A 16,489-nucleotide genomic window follows, 5' to 3' on the forward strand; every position below is an offset into this window, starting at 1 on the left:
GTTCCCCGTGACTGTGCGGATCGGGGTACTGGCCCTCCAGGGTGACGTGCGCGAGCACCGTCAGGCGCTCGAGGCGGTGGGGGCGCGTACGGCGCTCGTGCGCACGGTGGCGGACCTGGCGGCCGTCGACGGCATCGTCGTCCCGGGCGGCGAGTCGACCACCATGAGCCGGCTGCTCGGCGTCTTCGACCTGTTCGATCCGCTCCGCGACGCGATCGCCGGCGGCCTTCCGGCCTACGGCTCGTGCGCGGGGATGATCATGCTCGCCTCCGAGGTGCTCGACACGAGGCCCGATGCGCGCTGCCTCGGCGCGATCGACATGACGGTGCGCCGGAACGCCTTCGGACGGCAGGTGGACTCCTTCGAGACGGATCTCGAGGTCGCCGGGATCGACGGTGACCCGGTGCGCGCCGTGTTCATCCGCGCGCCGTGGGTGGAGCGGGTCGGGCCCGGCGTCCAGGTGCTGGCCAGGGTGCCCGACGATGCCGGGGCGACTGCGGGTACGGTGGTCGCTGTTCAGCAGGGTGTGACGATGGCCACATCCTTCCATCCCGAGGTCACCGGCGATCTGCGGATCCACCGGCGCTTCGTGGACATCGTCCGGGGCGCGTGACACCGCCGCCGTAGGAGCGAGGGGAGTGGCTTCGTGAGCTACATGCCGGTGACCGATTCGATGTTCCTCATGGCGGAGTCCCGCGAGCATCCGATGCACGTGGGCGGGCTGCAGCTCTTCACGCCGCCCGAGGACGCGGGCCCCGATTTCGTGCGGTCGGTGGTCGAGACGATGCGCGAGCACGTCACGGTCAGTGAGAAGTTCGGCCGCCGGCCCGCCGATCCGGTGGGCATCCTCGGCAACACCTGGTGGTCCGAGGTTGACTCGATCGATCTCGAGTACCACGTGCGGCACTCGGCGCTGCCGAAGCCCGGCCGGATCCGCGAGTTGTTCCAGCAGGTGTCGCTGTGGCACGAGACGCTGCTCGACCGGCACCGGCCCATGTGGGAGATCCACGTCGTGGAGGGGCTCGAGGACGGCCGGTTCGCCGTGTACTCGAAGGTCCACCACTCGCTGGTCGACGGTGTCTCCGCGCTGCGGTACATGACCCTGGCGCTGTCGAACGACCCCGACGATCGGGAGGGGCGCGTCGTCTGGCAGCCGGGCCTGGGCCGGCGGCGCAAGCAGGCACCGTCGGGCGGGGCGGCGGGGGCCTCGAAGCTCCTGCCCTTCAACCCCCTGAGCGCCGTCAAGCAGGTCGGCGGGCTCACCGGCGAGGTGCTGGGCATGCTCCCGGCGTCGCTCAAGGTGGCCGGAGCGACGATCCGCGACCACGACTACAAGGCGCCGTTCGAGGCCCCGCACACCATCTTCAACGTGCCGATCGGCGGCGCCCGGCGGTTCGTCGCGCAGTCCTACTCGCTCGACCGGATCGACGCGGTGCGCGCGGCGGCCGGCGCCACGGTCAACGACATCGTGCTGGCGATGTGCGGCAGCGCCCTGCGCGGCTACCTGCAGGAGCTGGGCGAGTTGCCCGACCGCTCGCTGACCGCGATGGTGCCGGTGTCCCTGCACAAGGAGGGCGCGGAGTCCTCGTCGAACGCGGTCGGCGCGGTGATCGCGACACTGGCGACCGATCTGACCGACCCGGCGGCGCGCGTGACGGCGATCCAGGACTCGGTGCGTGCCGCGCGCAAGGTGATGGGCGAACTGTCGCCGCTGCAGGTGCTGGCGCTGAGCGCGGCGAACATCGCAGGGCTCGCGCCCGGGATGCTGCCGGGGTACCGCGGCGCCACGCGTCCGCCGTTCAACCTGGTGATCTCGAACGTCCCGGGGCCGCGGGAGGCGATGTACTGGAACGGTGCCCACCTCGACGGCGTGTACCCCGCGTCCATCGCGTGGGAGGGGCAGGCGGTGAACATCACGATCTGCACGAACAACCGCAACCTGGAGTTCGGCATCACCGCGTGTCGCGCCTCCGTGCCGCACGTGCAGCGGATGATCCACTACCTCGAGGACGCGTTGACGGAGCTGGAGAAGGCTTTCACGTAAACTCGAAGGGTTGATGCAGCGCACCCGAACGGAATCGAGGGATCGATGAGCGGCCATTCCAAATGGGCCACCACCAAGCACAAGAAGGCGGGGATCGACGCCAAGCGCGGCAAGCTGTTCGCCAAGCTGATCAAGAACATCGAGGTCGCGGCGCGTACCGGCGGCAGTGATCCCGCGGGCAACCCCACCCTGTTCGACGCCATTCAGAAGGCGAAGAAGTCGTCGGTCCCCAACGACAACATCGAGCGCGCGCGCAAGCGCGGCGGCGGCGAGGAGGCGGGCGGCGCCGACTGGCAGACCATCATGTACGAGGGCTACGGGCCCAACGGCGTGGCCGTGCTCATCGAGTGCCTCACCGACAACCGCAACCGCGCCGCGGGCGAGGTCCGGGTCGCGATGACCCGCAACGGCGGCAACATGGCCGATCCGGGCTCGGTGTCGTACCTGTTCGCGCGCAAGGGCATCGTCACGCTCGACAAGAACGACCAGTCCGAGGACGACGTGCTCATGGCCGTGCTGGACGCGGGCGCCGAGGAGATCAGCGACCTGGGCGAGCAGTTCGAGATCATCGCCGAGCCGACCGATCTGGTCGCCGTGCGCACCGCGCTGCAGGAGGCGGGTTTCGACTACGACTCCGCCGAGTCGGGCTTCCGCGCGTCGGTCGAGGTCCCCGTCGACGCCGACGGTGCGCGCAAGGTGTTCAAGCTGGTCGACGCGCTGGAGGACAGCGACGACGTGCAGAACGTGTACACCAATGTCGACATCTCCGACGAGGTCCTGGCGGAGCTCGAGGAGGACTGATCGTCCTCGTGGCGGGCACAGGATCGACCTCTCGCATCGGGTCCACTGCCCGGTTCTGAAGCGTCAGGATATTCTCAGGTTGTGACTCGCACCCGAACGGCGCTGCGCCGTGCCCCGGCATTCGCCCTGGCGGCCGCCCTGCTGCTCGGCGCGGGCGGGGCCGCCGTCTGGGAGACGGGCCGCGCGGAGACCGTGCACGGGGCCACGGCGATCGGCGTCGACTTCGGTTCCCTGGGCCGCGACGATGCGACCGCCCGCCTGACGGAGGCGGCCCGCCGCGCGGATGCCGAGCCGGTGACGCTGCGCACCGACAAGGGCACCGTCCGGCTCACGCCCGCGGAGCTCGGGCTCAGGATGGACGTCCCCGCCACCGTGCAGCGCGCGATCGACCAGCGATCGCCGCTGCGCGACCTGGTGGGATTCGTCAGCGCGCGGCATGTGCAGCCGGTTTCCACGGTCGACCGCGCGGTGTTCGACGCGGCGCTGGCCAAGGTGGGCGGCCCGCTCACCGAGGCGGCCGCCGACGGTGCCGTCGTCTACCGGTCCGGTAGGCCCGTGGCCGTCGAGCCGAAGGCCGGCGACCGGATCGATCCGGCGCACGCCGCGGCGGCCGTCGCCGCCGCCTGGCCGGAGAGCACCGACATCGTGCTCCCCACGGAGAAGATGACCCCCACGGTGTCCGCGGACACCGTGCACAAGGTCGCCTCCGGCGCCGCGGCGCAGGCCGTCGCCTCCGAGGTCGTGCTCCGTCGGGACGGTGCGGGCCAGGTACCCGCGGGCACCGTCGGGCACGTGTCCGCCGCCGACATCGGTACGTTCCTGTCGTTCCGGCCCGACGGTGCCGGCAACCTCGCGCCGAAGGTCGACCGGGAGGCCGCGAAGAAGCTGCTCGGCACGCGGCTGGAGTCGGCGGTCGCGAAGCCGAAGGACGCCGGGTTCAGCGTCTCGGGTGGCACGCCGACCGTGACCGACTCGGTCCCGGGCCGGGAGGTGGTGTGGGACCCCACGATCGACGCGGTGTCCAAGGCCGTGGTCGAGCAGTCCGCGCAGGGCCGCACGGCGACCGCGCAGTTCAAGACTGTCGAGCCCAAGCTCACCACCGCGCGGGCCAAGGAACTCGGCGTGCGGGAGGTGGTCAGCGAGTTCTCCACCGGCGGGTTCAGCGACGCCTCCGGTGTGAACATCCGGCGCGTCGCCCAGCAGGTGAACGGCGCGGTGGTCCTGCCCGGGGAGACCTTCTCGCTCAACGGCTACACCGGCCCTCGCGGCACCGCGCAGGGGTACGTCGAGTCGGGGATCATCAACAACGGACGCCCCGACAAGGCCGTGGGCGGCGGCATCTCGCAGTTCGCGACCACGCTCTACAACGCCGCGTACTTCGCCGGGCTCGAGGACGTCGGCCACACCGAGCACAGCTACTACATCTCGCGCTACCCGGAGGCGCGGGAGGCCACGGTCTTCGAGGGCGCGATCGACCTGCAGTTCCGCAACGACACGCCGTACGGCATCGTCATCGAGGCGAGTGGCGGCGCGTCGTCGGTGTCGGTGCGGATGTGGAGCACCAAGACCCGGGAGGTGTCGTCGAGCACGGGCGCGCGCAGCCTGCCGACCGAGCCGCGCACCATCCGGCTGCCGAAGGGGCCGCACTGCGTCGCGAGCACCGGCCAGCCGGGCTTCACCACGAGCAACACCCGGACCATCACGGACCTCAAGTCCGGGAACGTGATCTCGCGGCACACCCGCACCGTCAAGTACGACCCGGTGCCGACCGTCATCTGCGAGTAGCCCGCGTCATCGCGGGTGCGTGTTGGTGCGACGAGGCGGTGCCGGGCTCCGGTATGCTCTCGAACAAAGGTTTGAGTGTTCGACGGTGCTCGGAGGTGCGGTCATGCGGGTGATGGGGGTGGACCCCGGGCTCACGCGCTGCGGCCTGTCGGTGGTCGAGACGGGTGTGGGGCGCAAGGTCACCGCGCTCGACGTCGACGTGGTCCGCACGCCGGCCACGATGCCGCTGCCGGAGCGCCTGCTCGCGGTGTGGACCGCCGCGGAGTTCTGGATGGACACCCACCAGCCGGACGTGATCGCGGTCGAGCGGGTGTTCGCGCAGCACAACGTGTCCACGGCGATGGGAACGGCGCAGGCCGGCGGCGTCGTCGCGCTGGCGGCCGCGCGCCGGGGGATCGACGTGCATTTCCACACCCCGTCGGAGGTCAAGGCGGCCGTCACGGGCAACGGCAACGCGGGCAAGGCCCAGGTCACGGCCATGATCACCCGGATTCTGGGGCTGCAGAAGGCGCCGGAGCCCGCGGACGCCGCCGACGCGCTGGCGCTGGCGGTCTGCCACAGCTGGCGGGCGCCCATGATCGCGCGGATGGCGGAGGCCGAGCGCGCGGCGGCGGAGCAGAAGAAGGTGTTTCAGCAGCGACTCGCGGCCCAGCGCCGCGAGGCCAAGAAGGTGACGGGGGGAGTGCGATGATCGCGTCGCTGCGCGGCGAGGTACGGCACATCGGTCTGGACCACGTGGTGATCGAGTGCGGCGGCGTGGGCTACAAGGTCCTCGTCGTCCCGAACACCGCCGGCGCGCTGACCAGGGGGAGTGAGGGCTTCCTGCTCACCTCGATGGTGGTCCGGGAGGACTCGCAGACGCTGTACGGCTTCACCGACGGCCCGCAGCAGGAGCTGTTCCACCTGCTCCAGACGGTGCAGGGGGTCGGCCCCCGGCTCGCCATGGCGGCGATCGCCGTGCTGGACCCGGCGCAGATGCAGACGGCCATCGCCGCCGGCGACCTCAAGACCCTGTGCCTGATCCCCGGCATCGGCAAGCGGGTCGCCGAGCGGATCCACATCGAGCTCAAGGACAAGGTGTCCGCGGCACCGTCGGACGGCTCCGGCACGGCGGGGTCGACGGTGCCGGTCGGCGGCGTCGCGCAGCAGCTGATCGACGCGCTCGAGGGGCTGGGGTTCACGCCGAAGCAGGCCGAGCCGGCGGTGGCCGCCGTCGTCGAGGCGGGTGCGGGCAAGTCGGTCTCCGAACTGCTGCGCGACGCGCTGAAGTCGCTGGGACGTGGCTGAGGTGCAATACGACGAGGGCGTCGACGGCGAGTTCGGCAGCGAGTTCGAGGAGGTCGAGGGTGTCATGGGCCCGTCGGCCCTCGCCGGTGACGACACCGAGTCGCTGCGGCCGAAGTCCCTCGACGAGTTCATCGGCCAGCCGAAGGTCCGGGAGCAGCTGCAGCTGGTGCTGCACGGCGCGAAACTCCGCGGCGGCACCCCCGATCACATCCTGCTCTCCGGCCCGCCCGGCCTGGGCAAGACCAGCCTCGCGATGATCATCGCCGCCGAGCTCGGCACCGCGCTGCGGGTGACCTCGGGCCCGGCGCTCGAGCGCGCCGGCGACCTGGCCGCGATGCTGTCGAACCTGGTCGAGGGCGATGTGCTGTTCATCGACGAGATCCATCGCATGGCACGCCCCGCCGAGGAGATGCTCTACCTCGCCATGGAGGACTTCCGCGTGGACGTCGTGGTCGGCAAGGGACCGGGCGCCACGTCCATCCCGCTGGACGTCGCGCCGTTCACCCTGGTCGGCGCCACCACCCGGTCCGGCGCGCTCACCGGCCCGCTGCGCGACCGGTTCGGCTTCACCGCGCACATGGATTTCTACGAGACCGCCGACCTGGTCCAGGTCATCGAACGGAGCGCGAAGATCCTCGGGATCGCGATCGAGCGGGAGGCCGCAGCGGAGATCGGCAGCCGCAGCCGCGGCACACCGCGCATCGCGAACCGCCTCCTGCGCCGCGTCCGCGACTTCGCCGATGTCCGCGCCGACGGTGTCGTCACCGTCGAGGTGGCGCGCGGGGCGCTCAAGGTCTACGACGTCGACGAGCTGGGCCTCGACCGCCTCGACCGCGCGGTGCTCGGCGCGCTGATCCGCAGTTTCGGCGGCGGCCCCGTCGGCGTGTCCACGCTCGCCGTCGCGGTCGGCGAGGAGCCGGGCACCGTCGAGGAGGTGTGCGAGCCCTTCCTCGTGCGCGCCGGCATGCTCGCCCGCACCCCGCGCGGCCGCGTCGCGACCATGGCCGCCTGGCACCACCTGGGCCTCACCCCGCCCGCGGGGGCCCTCGCCTCCGGCATCGAGGTGCGCGGGGACTTCGACGCCGGCGACGAGCGCCTCTTCTGAGGTGGCGCTGCGCCGCCGTTCTACCGCGGTGCGGTCAGGTCGTAGACGGTCGTCCCGTCGACGGTGCGCGCGGTGAAGGTCTTCTCCACCCACGCCGTGATCTCCGCCGCCGTACCGGATCCGCGCCCGAAGCCGAACCCTCCGGATTCCGCGAGGAAGTAGTGGATCTGCCCGTCCGCCACGGACATCTGGAACTGCGCGAGCGTCGGTGACGGGTCGGTGCCGTTGAACCCGCCGATCGGCATGACCGGCCTCCCGGTCGCCAGCTGCGGGCCGGCCGCGCTGTTCGCGCCGACGGTCGCCGCGATCCAGGTGTAGCGGTCCGCGTCCTGCAGGAGCAGGGACTTCAGCGCCGCGCTCGGCTCGCTGCCCATGAGGAACGACGGTCCGCCGCGCCCCCGCTCACCGTCGGCGCCCGGACCGGACTGCTCGGCGAACCGTTTCACGAACTCGGGCATGCCCTGCCCGCCTCGTCCCGGGCCGAAGCCGTGGCCGCTCGACGGTCCGGCGGAGACGATCGCGCCCTGCCGGGGCGTGGCGATCGTCTCGGCGGCGAAGGCGACCTGCCCGGCGATCCCGGTGACGAGGGCCGCGAGGGTGATGACGCCGACCAGGCCCCGTGCCTGTCGGACCGCGGGCACGAGTGTGGCGAGCAGCGCGACCGTCCCGATCGCCGCGGCGGCCGCGATCAGCCAGCGCAGCCACGGATTCCAGTTCGGCGTCTGCACGAGGATGTACCAGCCGGTCGCTCCGGTCGCCGTGACGGCGAGGGCGCCGGCCACCCGGACCCACGGCCGCGCGCGCTCGCGCCATCCCACGGCGACGCCGATCGCGACCAGCGCGGCGATCGCGGGCGCCAGCGCGACCGTGTAGTACGCGTGGAAGATACCCGCCATGAGGCTGAAGGTGAGGCCCGTGACCAGGAGCCAGGATCCCCAGGCCAGCACGGCGGCCCGATCGCCATCGGTGCGTGGCGCGCGGCCGCGTAGCACGAGGACCAGCAGCAGCGCGAGGAGCGCCGCGGGGATCAGCCAGGCGATCTGCCCGGCCTGCTCGGGCTGGAACATGCGCAGGATGCTGGGATCGCCCCACATGCCGCCGCCCTTGCCGCCGGGGAACTCGAAACCGGAGGGCAGGTCCATCCCGCCCGGCAGGTACGACGATGCGTCCCCGCCGCGGCCCGGCACGAGGCTGCCCTTCTCGTTGCCGTTGAGGCGGCCGAGGCCGTTGTAGCCCAGCGTCAGTTCGAGGATCGAGTTGTGTTGCGAGCCACCGATCCAGGGTCGCGACGCGGCGGGCCACAGCTCGACGGTCAGCAGCCACCAGCCCGCACCGACGACCATCGCGGCGCCCGCGGCGCACAGTTGCGCGATGCGCACGGCGATCCGCGGCGGACCGGCGACGAGGTAGGTGAGCGCGAGTCCGGGGACGATCAGCATCACCGCGAGTTGCTTGGTGAGGAAGCCGAATCCGACGAAGGCGCCGCAGGCGATTAGCCAGCGCCACCGGCCGTCCTCGACCGCGCGGAGCATCGCCCAGGTCGCGGCGATCATCAGGAGCACGAGCAGGGCGTCGGGGTTGTTGAACCGGAACATCAGGGCCGCGACGGGGGTCACCGCCAGCAGCAGTCCCGCGAGGAGTCCGGCACCGGGCCCGAACCGGCGGCGCACCGTCGCGTACAGCAGCGCGACGGACGCGACGCCGAGGAGCGCCTGCGGTATCAGCATCGCCCACGGGTTCACGCCGAAGACGCGGGTGGACAGCTCCATCACCCACAGCGAGGCGGGCGGCTTGTCCACGGTGATCGAGTTCGCGGCGTCGGAGCTGCCGAAGAACATCGCCTTCCAGCTCTCGGTGCCGGCCTGCACCGCCGCGGAGTAGAAGGAGTTCGCCCAGCCCGCCCGGCCGAGGCCCCAGATGTAGGCGACGGCCGTCCCCACGAGGAGGACGGCCAGCACGCAGCGCTCCTTGAGCCTGGTCACGACGCGGCCCCCGAGGTCCGGAAGATCAGGCGCATGCCCAGGAACCGGGTCACCGTCGCGACGAGGTTCGCGACCACGAGCACCGCCAGCTGGAGTTCTCGGTTCGCGTGGGGCGCGACGTGCGCGAGCGCGACGAGACTGCCCGCGGTGAGCGCCCAGGTGACCAGGAAGACGACGAGTCCCTGCGCGTGGTGCCGCGCGGCGCCCTCGCGACCGGTCACGCCGAACGTGAAGGAGCGATTCGCGGCGATGTTGCCGACCGCGGTGATGAGCAGCGCGGTGAAGTTCGCGGCCTGCGCCCCGATCACGGGGTGCAGCAGCAGATACAGCAGCGCGTACGCGACGGTACTCGCGACGCCGACCACGGCGAACCGCGCGAGCTGGCCCACCATGCCGCGGGGCACCCCGTCGACCTGCGGTTCCTCCCGCCCGAGGGCGCGGCGGACGTCGTCGAGGGGGAGGCTTCCGGTGGCGAGGCCGCGCCCCACGCGGATCACACCCCGGAGGTCCTTGAGAACGGTGTCGACGATGTCGACCCGGCTGTCGGGGTCGTCCGTCCAATCGACGGGGACCTCGTGGATGCGCAGGCCCGCGCGCTCGGCGAGCACGAGGAGTTCGGTGTCGAAGAACCACTCGCCGTCCTCGACGAGCGGCAGCAGTTCCCGCGCGACATCGGTGCGGATCGCCTTGAAGCCGCACTGGGCGTCGGAGAAGCGCACGCGCAGCGCGGTGTGCAACAGCAGGTTGTAGCTGCGGGAGATGAACTCGCGCTTGGGGCCGCGGACCACCTTCGCGCCGCGTCCCAGGCGGGTGCCGATCGCGAGGTCGCTGTGGCCGGAGAGGAGGGGCGCGACCAACGGGTACAGGGCCTTGAGGTCGGTCGAGAGGTCGACGTCCATGTACACCAGGACGCGGGCATCGGACTCGGCCCAGACCCGGCGCAGCGCGCGGCCGCGCCCCTTGGCGTCGAGGTGCACCACGCGCACGCCGTCGAGCGCGCCGGCCAGAGCGCGGGCGACGGACAGGGTGTCGTCGGTGCTGGCGTTGTCCGCGATGGTGATCCGCGCAGGGATGCCCAGCGAGCGATCGAGGTAGGCGTGGAGGGTCTCCACGCAGTGCGCGAGGGTGTGGGCCTCGTTGTACACGGGGATCACGATGTCGAGGACGGGCGCGGTACCCGTCGAGGCGGAGGAGGCGACCATGTCGGCGCGCTCGGGGTCGTCCGTGGCACTCGGGCCCGACGCGATCTCGGTTGTCATGGCACCGATCGTCGAGTGCCGCGCTGCCGTGATCCTGTCCTGAGTCTGTGGGGTCGCTGCGAGCGGGATAGATTCGTGGGCATGGACGAGGTGGTGGGGAGACTGTCGGAGGCCGCGCGCGGCGCCGGCGTCGGTGTGACCGAGCTCAGCGACGGGACCGTCAGTGTCGTGAGCGGCGCGGGCGATGCCGGCGTCGTGGTCGTACCGGACCGGGAGCGGCGGACCTACCGGCTCGAGGCGCCCCTGCCGATGACGACGGACTCGGGCGTGGTGCACGAGAGCTGGTCGCAGGTGGGCCCCGGCCCGCATGCCGAGGCCGGCGGATTCGCGGGGAAGCGGTGGACCGGCAGGGTGAGCCTGGCCTACGACCCGAAGACCCGGCAGTGGCTCGCCGATCCCTCCGGCCGGATCGACGAGTTCGTCCGAAGCGCCCTCGAACCGCACGGTTGGCGGCGCCGGTGGACGCGGACGAACCGATTGACGGTGGCCGCGGTGGTGGGTGCGGTCGTGCTGTTGATCGCCCTCTGGGTCGGGGTCACGGCCGCGTTCGCCGTCGGACTCCGCTCGACGCTCGCGCCCGGGTGGGTGTGCCTGATCTCGGTGGTGCTGCTCGGCTGGGGCCTGTTCCTGTTCTGGTGGGGGCAGATCCGCAAACGGTAGCGCGGCGCCGCGAGGTCACCGATCGGCGCGCGGGGCTCAGGACAGGGCGGTGACGCCCAAGGCGATGAGTACGCCGACCTTGAGCAGCTCGACGCCGATGTAGGCGAAGTGCAGGTTGTGCTTGGGCATCTCCTCGGAGATCGCGTGGGTCGCGGCGTCACCGATCACCCGGCGGTCCATGACGCGGCGCAGCACCACGCAGGCCAGGAGGGCGAGCGCCGCCGACACGAACAGGACGACGGTGACGGCGCGATGCGGTCCCGTGGCGAGCGCGATCGCGATGCCGAGTGCCAGCGCCGCCTCGCACGCGTTGAGGGCGCGGAACACCAGCCTGCCGATCCCCACTCCGAGCGGGACCGTGATTCCGGGGGCGCGGAACTTGATCGGGGCCTCGAGGAACGAGATGGCGAGGATCATCCCGAGCCAGACGAAGGTCAGTGCGGCGGCGACGGCGTTCACGTCAGCGCTCCACCCGGTCGCCGATCGAGGCGCGCAGCCCGGCGAGATCGGGCACGGAGTGCAGCCGCGGGTGCTCGCTCTTGGTGAGCGCCGCCCCGGGGCACTTCGGGGTGCTGGTGCCGTCCGCGGAGATCGACGCGACCTTCTTGCCGGTGGCGGCCTCGTACAGGGTGCCGGTGAACCGGCCCTGGTACAGCGGGAGCGAGCCGTCGCTGAACGTGCAGTCCGTCAGCTTCGGTCCGGACTCGACCTTGTCGAGGCAGGCGACGAGCTGTACCGTCTTCGCCTCGCGCGGCTGCCACTGGACCGGCGCGGAGTAGTCGACGCGCACCTCGTCGAGGCCCACGTCGTCGGCCTTCGCGAAGACCACCACCGGGTGCGGGGCGGCACCGTCGAAAGGCGCGGCATCGCGGTAGAAGGTCGGCGTCGTATCGCACAGGTCGCGCAGCTGATACGTGGCGGTCAGCTCCTTGGTGGCGGCCTTCGGCACCCAGAACATCCAGTAGGCCGAGTACGCGACCCCGAGCGCCAGGACCAGCGCCGTCGCGACCAGTGCGCGCTTCTGGGTGGGCGAGTACGGCGCCGGAGAGCCGCCGTTCGCCTTCCGGCGGCGCCCGGACACGATGAGCCACGCCAGTGGCGCGAGGGCGACGATCGCCAGGATCACGCCGGGGACGTAGCCGCCCTTCTGAAACGCGAGGAACGAGAACACGCCCGCTCCGAGTACGACGAGGAACAACAGCCTGAACATTCTCCCCGGACCTCCCCTTGTTCGATCCGCGAAGGATAACGCACTGTGGCGACCGCGTTTCGACCGCGATCGCGATCACGGTGACCTGCGGCGACGGGTTCGCCAGCCGCTTGTTGTCAGTCGGTCCCGCTAGGGTTCGGGAGGACGAGCGATCAGGGGGCGGATGCGATGACGGAGACCAGGCTCACCGGCGTGCGGGCGGATCGGGCGCGGCAGGTGATCGAGGCCCTCGCCGGGCCCGGGGCGGCGCTGCGCGCCGACCAGGAGACGGCGGTCGCTGCGCTGCTGGAACCCGCGGCGCGGGTCCTCGTCGTGCAGGCCACGGGGTGGGGCAAGTCGGCGGTGTACTGGGTCGCCACCGCGCTGCTCCGGGCGGAGGGCGCGGGGCCCGCGCTCATCGTCTCGCCGCTGCTCTCGCTCATGCGCGACCAGGTGGCGGCGGCGGAGCGGGCGGGGCTGCGGGCCGCCACGCTGAACTCGTCGAACTTCGAGGAGTGGAACACGATCGAGGCGGCGCTCGCCGCGGGGGAGATCGACGTGCTGCTGGTCTCGCCGGAGCGGCTGGCGAACCCCTCCTTCGGGCGGCGCGTGCTCTCGGCGCTGGAGGGATCACTCGGGCTGCTGGTGATCGACGAGGCGCATGCCGTGTCCGACTGGGGCCACGACTTCCGGCCCGACTACCGCCGCGTCTCCGACGTGTTGACCAGGCTCCACCCGCAGACCCCGGTGCTCGCGACCACGGCCACCGCGAACGCCCGCGTGACCGCGGACGTGGCGGCGCAGCTCGGCAGCGCGACGCTCGTCCTGCGCGGCCCCCTGGCGCGTCGATCGCTGCAGCTCAACGTTCTCCCGGCGCTCGCGCCGATCACCCGGTACGCCTGGGTGGCCCGGCATCTGCCGGACCTGCCGGGCTCGGGCATCGTCTACGCGCTGACGGTGGCCGACGCGGAGCGCCTGGTGGACGGCATCCGCGCGGTGCACGGCCCGGGGTACCCGGTGGCCGCGTACACCGGCAAGCTCGACCCGGATACCCGGGCGCGGCTCGAGGACGCGTTGCGCGCCAACGAGATCAAGGCCCTCGTCGCCACCTCCGCGCTCGGCATGGGCTTCGACAAGCCGGACCTGGGCTTCGTCGTGCACGTGGGCTCGCCGCCGTCCCCCGTCTCGTACTACCAGCAGGTGGGCCGCGCCGGGCGCGCGATCGACCACGCCGTCGTCGCGCTGCTGCCGTCGGAATCCGATGCGGGCGTGTGGGATTACTTCGCCACCGCGACGATTCCGGACCCGCAGCAGATGGATCGGGTGCTCGGGGCGCTGGCCGACGAACAGACGGGGGAGGGGCAGTCGGCGATCGCCCTGGAGGCCGCCACCGGCATCCGCCGCACCCGCATCGATCTCATGCTCAAGCAGCTCGCGGTCGACGGTGCGGTGGAGCGGGTGGAGGGCGGCTACCGCGCGACCGGTGCGCCCTGGCACTACGACGGTGCCCACTACGACGGGATCGTCGCGACCCGGCGCCGCGAGGCCGACATCATGCGGGCCTACACGCGCGGCGAGCGGTGCCTGATGCAGCTGCTCACCGAGTCCCTGGACGACCCCGAGGCGGCGCCGTGCGGTCGCTGCTCGGTATGTCTGGGGCACGTCCCCGACGGCCTGGGGGAGCCGGTCCCGGCCGATGTCACCCGGTCGGTCGCGGGCGCGTTGCGCTCGCAGAGCCAGGTGCTCGAGCCGCGGAAGATGTGGCCGGGCGGGGTGTCCGGCCGTAAGGGGCGCATCCAGCCCGACCTCGCCGCGGAGCCCGGTCGGGTGCTGGTGTTCGCGGACGCGCCGGAGTGGACGGGCACCGTCGGCGCGGCGCGGTCGGGGGATGCGCAGGCGATCGACGACCTCGCGGGTGCGGCCGTCGCGGCGCTGTCGCGGTGGCGGGACCAGTGGCGCGCGCGGCCCGAGGTCGTGGCCTCGCTGCAGCTCACCGACCGCCCCGCGCCGGTCGAGCCCGTGGCCGACCGGATCGCCGAGGTGGGCCGGCTCGACCGCGTCACGCTGCCGGTCCCGCGCGGGCCGGCGCCCGGACGGGACGCCTCCGGCGCGCAGGAGGCCGCGCACTGGCTCGACGCCGTCACGGTCGGTGCCGCGGCGAATTCGGTGCGCGGCAGGTCGGTGCTGCTCGTGGTCGACGAGTCGGGGACGGGCTGGGCGGTCACCGTCGCGGCCGCGCGGTTGCGGGAGGCCGGCGCCGCCGTCGTGCTGCCGCTGGTGGTGCACCGTCCCGCCTGACCGGGCCGAGATGTGGAACACTGGAGCACTGAGTGCTGTCCGCGACCCGGGCGGCCGCCGCCGCGGAGCGTCCGCGAACCCGACCCGAAGGATCGATCAATCATGGGCCAACTGCTGCTGCCCCTCCTGCTAGTCCTCATGCTCGTCTTCATGTTCTTCCAGTTCCGCAAGCAGAAGAAGCAGATGAGCGAGACCGCGGCGATGCAGGAGAGCCTCACCACCGGCACCAAGGTCATGACCAGCACCGGCCTGTACGGCACCGTCGTCGGCCTCGGTGAGGACACGATCGACCTGGAGATCGCGCCCGGCGTCACCACCACCTGGGTGCGTCGCGCCATCGCCAAGGTCCTGACCCCCGAGGAGCTCGACGCCCCGGCGATCGAGACCATCACCGACGAGCCCGAGGTCGACCTCGACAAGCGCTCCGAGGACCGCTGACCCGCATCCGTCATCACCGACGAAGGTCTCCGGCGTGCAGCGCCGGAGGCTTTCACCACGCCGAGGAGTCGTAACCGCCCGTGGCCAGGAATACATCGAGCAGCGACAGTAACGAGTCGCGGCTCCTCATCGCCTTCGGCGTGATTTTGCTCGTGGTCTTCGGGCTGGTGTTCTTCACCGGTGACCACAAGCCCGTGCCCAAGCTGGGCATCGATCTGCAGGGCGGCACCACCGTCACCCTGCAGGCCGTGACGCCGGACGGGCAGCCGCCGAAGTCCGATCAGATGGAGCAGGCGCGCGACATTCTCAACAAGCGCGTCAACGGGCTCGGTGTCTCCGGTTCCGAGGTCAAGATCAACGGCAGCAACCTGATCATCACGGTGCCCGGCACCGACGGTGACCAGGCCCGCACCCTCGGGCAGACCGCGCAGCTCAAGGTGCGCCCGGTGCTGGGCACGCCGCAGCCCGCGGCCGCGGTGAACACCCCGCTCCCGGATCTCGCGGACCCCGCCGCCGCGAAGAAGGCGATCGACGAGGCGCGGGCCACGCGCCAGTCGACCGACCCCGAGGTGCAGAAGAAGGCCATCGCCGCGCTTAACTGCGCCTGGCCGTCGGACCCGATCGCGGGCAACGACGACCCGGCCAAGCCGCTGATCACCTGCGATCGCCCGGATCCCGCGGACCCGACCAAGCCGCGCATGGTGTACACCCTCGGCCCCGCGATCATCGACGGCCAGTCGATCAAGAACGCGTCCTCCGGGATCCCGCAGAACCAGGCGCAGTACGTGGTCACTCTGGAGTTCACCGGGGACGCGTCCAAGGTCTGGGCGGACTTCACCGCGAAGAACGTCGGCAAGCAGGCCGCGTTCGTGCTCGACTCCCAGGTGATCACCGCGCCGAACATCAACGGCCCGATTCAGGGCGGACAGACCCAGATCACCGGCAGCTTCACGCAGCGGAGCGCCGCGGATCTCGCCGGCGTGCTCAAGTACGGCTCGCTGCCGCTGTCCTTCAAGGCGGGCACCGCGCAGACCGTCAGCGCCACCCTCGGTTTCGAGTCGCTGCGGGCCGGCCTGATCGCCGGCTTGATCGGCCTCGCCCTGGTGCTGGTGTACGCGCTGATCTACTACCGCGCCCTCGGCGTCCTGGTCGGGCTCTCGCTCGCCATGTCCATCGCGCTGATCTACGGTCTCCTCGTGCTGCTGGGCCGGTGGATCGGCTACTCGCTGGACCTGGCGGGTATCGCCGGCATCATCATCGGCATCGGCATGACCGCGGACTCCTTCGTCGTCTACTTCGAACGCATTAAGGACGAGATCCGCGAGGGCCGAAGTTTCCGGTCCGCGGTACCGCGCGGCTGGGCCAGTGCGCGGCGCACGATCTGGACCGGCAACGCCGTCTCGCTGCTCTCGGCCGTCGTCCTGTACGCGCTGGCCGTCGGCGACGTGCGCGGCTTCGCCTTCACCCTCGGCCTGTCGACCGCGCTCGACATCGTGATCGTGTTCCTGTTGACCCATCCGCTCGTGCACTTCGCGTCGAAGACGGAGTTCTTCGCGAAGCCGTCGATGAACGGCCTCGGTGCCGTCGCCGCGATCGGCCGTGAGCGCAAGCGCGCCGCCGCAACCACCGGGGAGGCGTGAG

General features: G+C 71.6%; 15 protein-coding genes. 11 read left to right on the top strand and 4 right to left on the bottom strand.

Annotated elements, in window-relative coordinates; translation table 11 throughout:
• The first annotated feature begins 7 nt into the window (after positions 1-7).
• The 7 genes from pdxT (at position 8) to ruvB (ending at position 7,022) form a co-directional block, all read left to right on the top strand.
• On the top strand, positions 8-613 hold the full coding sequence (gene pdxT / locus HF999_RS00210; protein ID WP_168543935.1) for a pyridoxal 5'-phosphate synthase glutaminase subunit PdxT: 606 nt from the start codon (positions 8-10) through the stop codon (positions 611-613).
• A 42-nt stretch (positions 614-655) separates the two neighbouring features.
• Positions 656-2,044, top strand: a complete 1,389-nt coding sequence (locus tag HF999_RS00215; protein ID WP_168544146.1) for a WS/DGAT/MGAT family O-acyltransferase — start codon at positions 656-658, stop codon at positions 2,042-2,044.
• Between the two features lie 45 nt (positions 2,045-2,089).
• Positions 2,090-2,845, top strand: a complete 756-nt coding sequence (locus HF999_RS00220) for a YebC/PmpR family DNA-binding transcriptional regulator (RefSeq protein WP_168543936.1) — start codon at positions 2,090-2,092, stop codon at positions 2,843-2,845.
• A gap of 81 nt (positions 2,846-2,926) precedes the next feature.
• A complete protein-coding gene (locus HF999_RS00225; RefSeq protein ID WP_168543937.1) occupies positions 2,927-4,630 on the top strand; it encodes a VanW family protein in 1,704 nt (567 codons plus the stop codon).
• Between the two features lie 103 nt (positions 4,631-4,733).
• Positions 4,734-5,321, top strand: coding sequence for a crossover junction endodeoxyribonuclease RuvC (ruvC, locus tag HF999_RS00230; protein WP_168543938.1), 588 nt, complete (start codon positions 4,734-4,736; stop codon positions 5,319-5,321).
• Positions 5,318-5,917 (top strand): Holliday junction branch migration protein RuvA, encoded by a 600-nt coding sequence (ruvA, locus tag HF999_RS00235; RefSeq protein WP_168543939.1) that lies wholly within the window; start codon positions 5,318-5,320, stop codon positions 5,915-5,917. The genes ruvC and ruvA overlap by 4 nt, the downstream gene beginning before the upstream one ends.
• Before the next feature lie 64 nt (positions 5,918-5,981).
• Positions 5,982-7,022: a Holliday junction branch migration DNA helicase RuvB gene (gene ruvB, locus HF999_RS00240; RefSeq protein ID WP_210733323.1), complete on the top strand. Its 1,041-nt coding sequence runs from the start codon at positions 5,982-5,984 to the stop codon at positions 7,020-7,022.
• Positions 7,023-7,042: 20 nt separating this feature from the next.
• Here the strand turns inward: ruvB and HF999_RS00245 are convergent, their stop codons facing one another.
• Positions 7,043-9,004, bottom strand: coding sequence for a glycosyltransferase family 39 protein (locus HF999_RS00245; protein ID WP_168543940.1), 1,962 nt, complete (start codon positions 9,002-9,004; stop codon positions 7,043-7,045).
• Positions 9,001-10,206: a bifunctional glycosyltransferase family 2/GtrA family protein gene (locus tag HF999_RS00250; protein ID WP_246207029.1), complete on the bottom strand. Its 1,206-nt coding sequence runs from the start codon at positions 10,204-10,206 to the stop codon at positions 9,001-9,003. Before HF999_RS00250 ends, HF999_RS00245 begins: the two co-directional genes overlap by 4 nt.
• Positions 10,207-10,344: 138 nt before the next feature.
• Here HF999_RS00250 and HF999_RS00255 point away from each other — a divergent pair, with 138 nt between their 5' ends.
• Positions 10,345-10,923: a hypothetical protein gene (locus HF999_RS00255; RefSeq protein ID WP_168543942.1), complete on the top strand. Its 579-nt coding sequence runs from the start codon at positions 10,345-10,347 to the stop codon at positions 10,921-10,923.
• A 36-nt stretch (positions 10,924-10,959) separates the two neighbouring features.
• Here HF999_RS00255 and HF999_RS00260 read toward each other — a convergent pair whose 3' ends face one another.
• Together HF999_RS00260 and HF999_RS00265 are read right to left on the bottom strand one after the other, a co-directional pair.
• Positions 10,960-11,340, bottom strand: a complete 381-nt coding sequence (locus tag HF999_RS00260) for a hypothetical protein (protein ID WP_168544148.1) — start codon at positions 11,338-11,340, stop codon at positions 10,960-10,962.
• A gap of 43 nt (positions 11,341-11,383) precedes the next feature.
• On the bottom strand, positions 11,384-12,133 hold the full coding sequence (locus HF999_RS00265; protein WP_168543943.1) for a hypothetical protein: 750 nt from the start codon (positions 12,131-12,133) through the stop codon (positions 11,384-11,386).
• A 168-nt stretch (positions 12,134-12,301) separates the two neighbouring features.
• On the opposite strand from HF999_RS00265, the gene HF999_RS00270 reads away from it, so the two are divergent.
• The 3 genes from HF999_RS00270 to secD all read left to right on the top strand — a co-directional run bounded on the left by HF999_RS00270 (position 12,302) and on the right by secD (position 16,488).
• Positions 12,302-14,410 carry a RecQ family ATP-dependent DNA helicase gene (locus tag HF999_RS00270; RefSeq protein ID WP_168543944.1) on the top strand — a complete coding sequence of 703 codons (2,109 nt, stop codon included), beginning with the start codon at positions 12,302-12,304 and terminating at the stop codon, positions 14,408-14,410.
• A 102-nt stretch (positions 14,411-14,512) separates the two neighbouring features.
• The gene (yajC, locus tag HF999_RS00275) at positions 14,513-14,848 is read left to right on the top strand and encodes a preprotein translocase subunit YajC (RefSeq protein ID WP_168543945.1); all 336 of its coding nucleotides are present in this window, start codon (positions 14,513-14,515) and stop codon (positions 14,846-14,848) included.
• Positions 14,849-14,928: 80 nt separating this feature from the next.
• Positions 14,929-16,488: a protein translocase subunit SecD gene (gene secD, locus HF999_RS00280; RefSeq protein ID WP_168543946.1), complete on the top strand. Its 1,560-nt coding sequence runs from the start codon at positions 14,929-14,931 to the stop codon at positions 16,486-16,488.
• Position 16,489 lies beyond the last annotated feature (1 nt).

Origin of the sequence: Tsukamurella spumae (assembly GCF_012396015.1) — a bacterium.
Lineage (GTDB): Bacteria > Actinomycetota > Actinomycetes > Mycobacteriales > Mycobacteriaceae > Tsukamurella > Tsukamurella spumae.

Excerpts from the sequence above, each read along its gene's own strand:
- HF999_RS00260 (WP_168544148.1), bottom strand. The coding sequence starts at position 11,340 with ATGATCCTCGCCATCTCGTTCCTCGAGGCCCCGATCAAGTTCCGCGCC.
- ruvA (WP_168543939.1), top strand. The coding sequence starts at position 5,318 with ATGATCGCGTCGCTGCGCGGCGAGGTACGGCACATCGGTCTGGACCAC.
- HF999_RS00220 (WP_168543936.1), top strand. The coding sequence starts at position 2,090 with ATGAGCGGCCATTCCAAATGGGCCACCACCAAGCACAAGAAGGCGGGG.
- HF999_RS00250 (WP_246207029.1), bottom strand. The coding sequence starts at position 10,206 with ATGGTCGCCTCCTCCGCCTCGACGGGTACCGCGCCCGTCCTCGACATC.
- ruvC (WP_168543938.1), top strand. The coding sequence starts at position 4,734 with ATGCGGGTGATGGGGGTGGACCCCGGGCTCACGCGCTGCGGCCTGTCG.
- ruvB (WP_210733323.1), top strand. The coding sequence starts at position 5,982 with ATGGGCCCGTCGGCCCTCGCCGGTGACGACACCGAGTCGCTGCGGCCG.
- HF999_RS00215 (WP_168544146.1), top strand. The coding sequence starts at position 656 with ATGCCGGTGACCGATTCGATGTTCCTCATGGCGGAGTCCCGCGAGCAT.
- HF999_RS00265 (WP_168543943.1), bottom strand. The coding sequence starts at position 12,133 with ATGTTCAGGCTGTTGTTCCTCGTCGTACTCGGAGCGGGCGTGTTCTCG.
- HF999_RS00255 (WP_168543942.1), top strand. The coding sequence starts at position 10,345 with ATGGACGAGGTGGTGGGGAGACTGTCGGAGGCCGCGCGCGGCGCCGGC.
- yajC (WP_168543945.1), top strand. The coding sequence starts at position 14,513 with ATGGGCCAACTGCTGCTGCCCCTCCTGCTAGTCCTCATGCTCGTCTTC.
- HF999_RS00270 (WP_168543944.1), top strand. The coding sequence starts at position 12,302 with ATGACGGAGACCAGGCTCACCGGCGTGCGGGCGGATCGGGCGCGGCAG.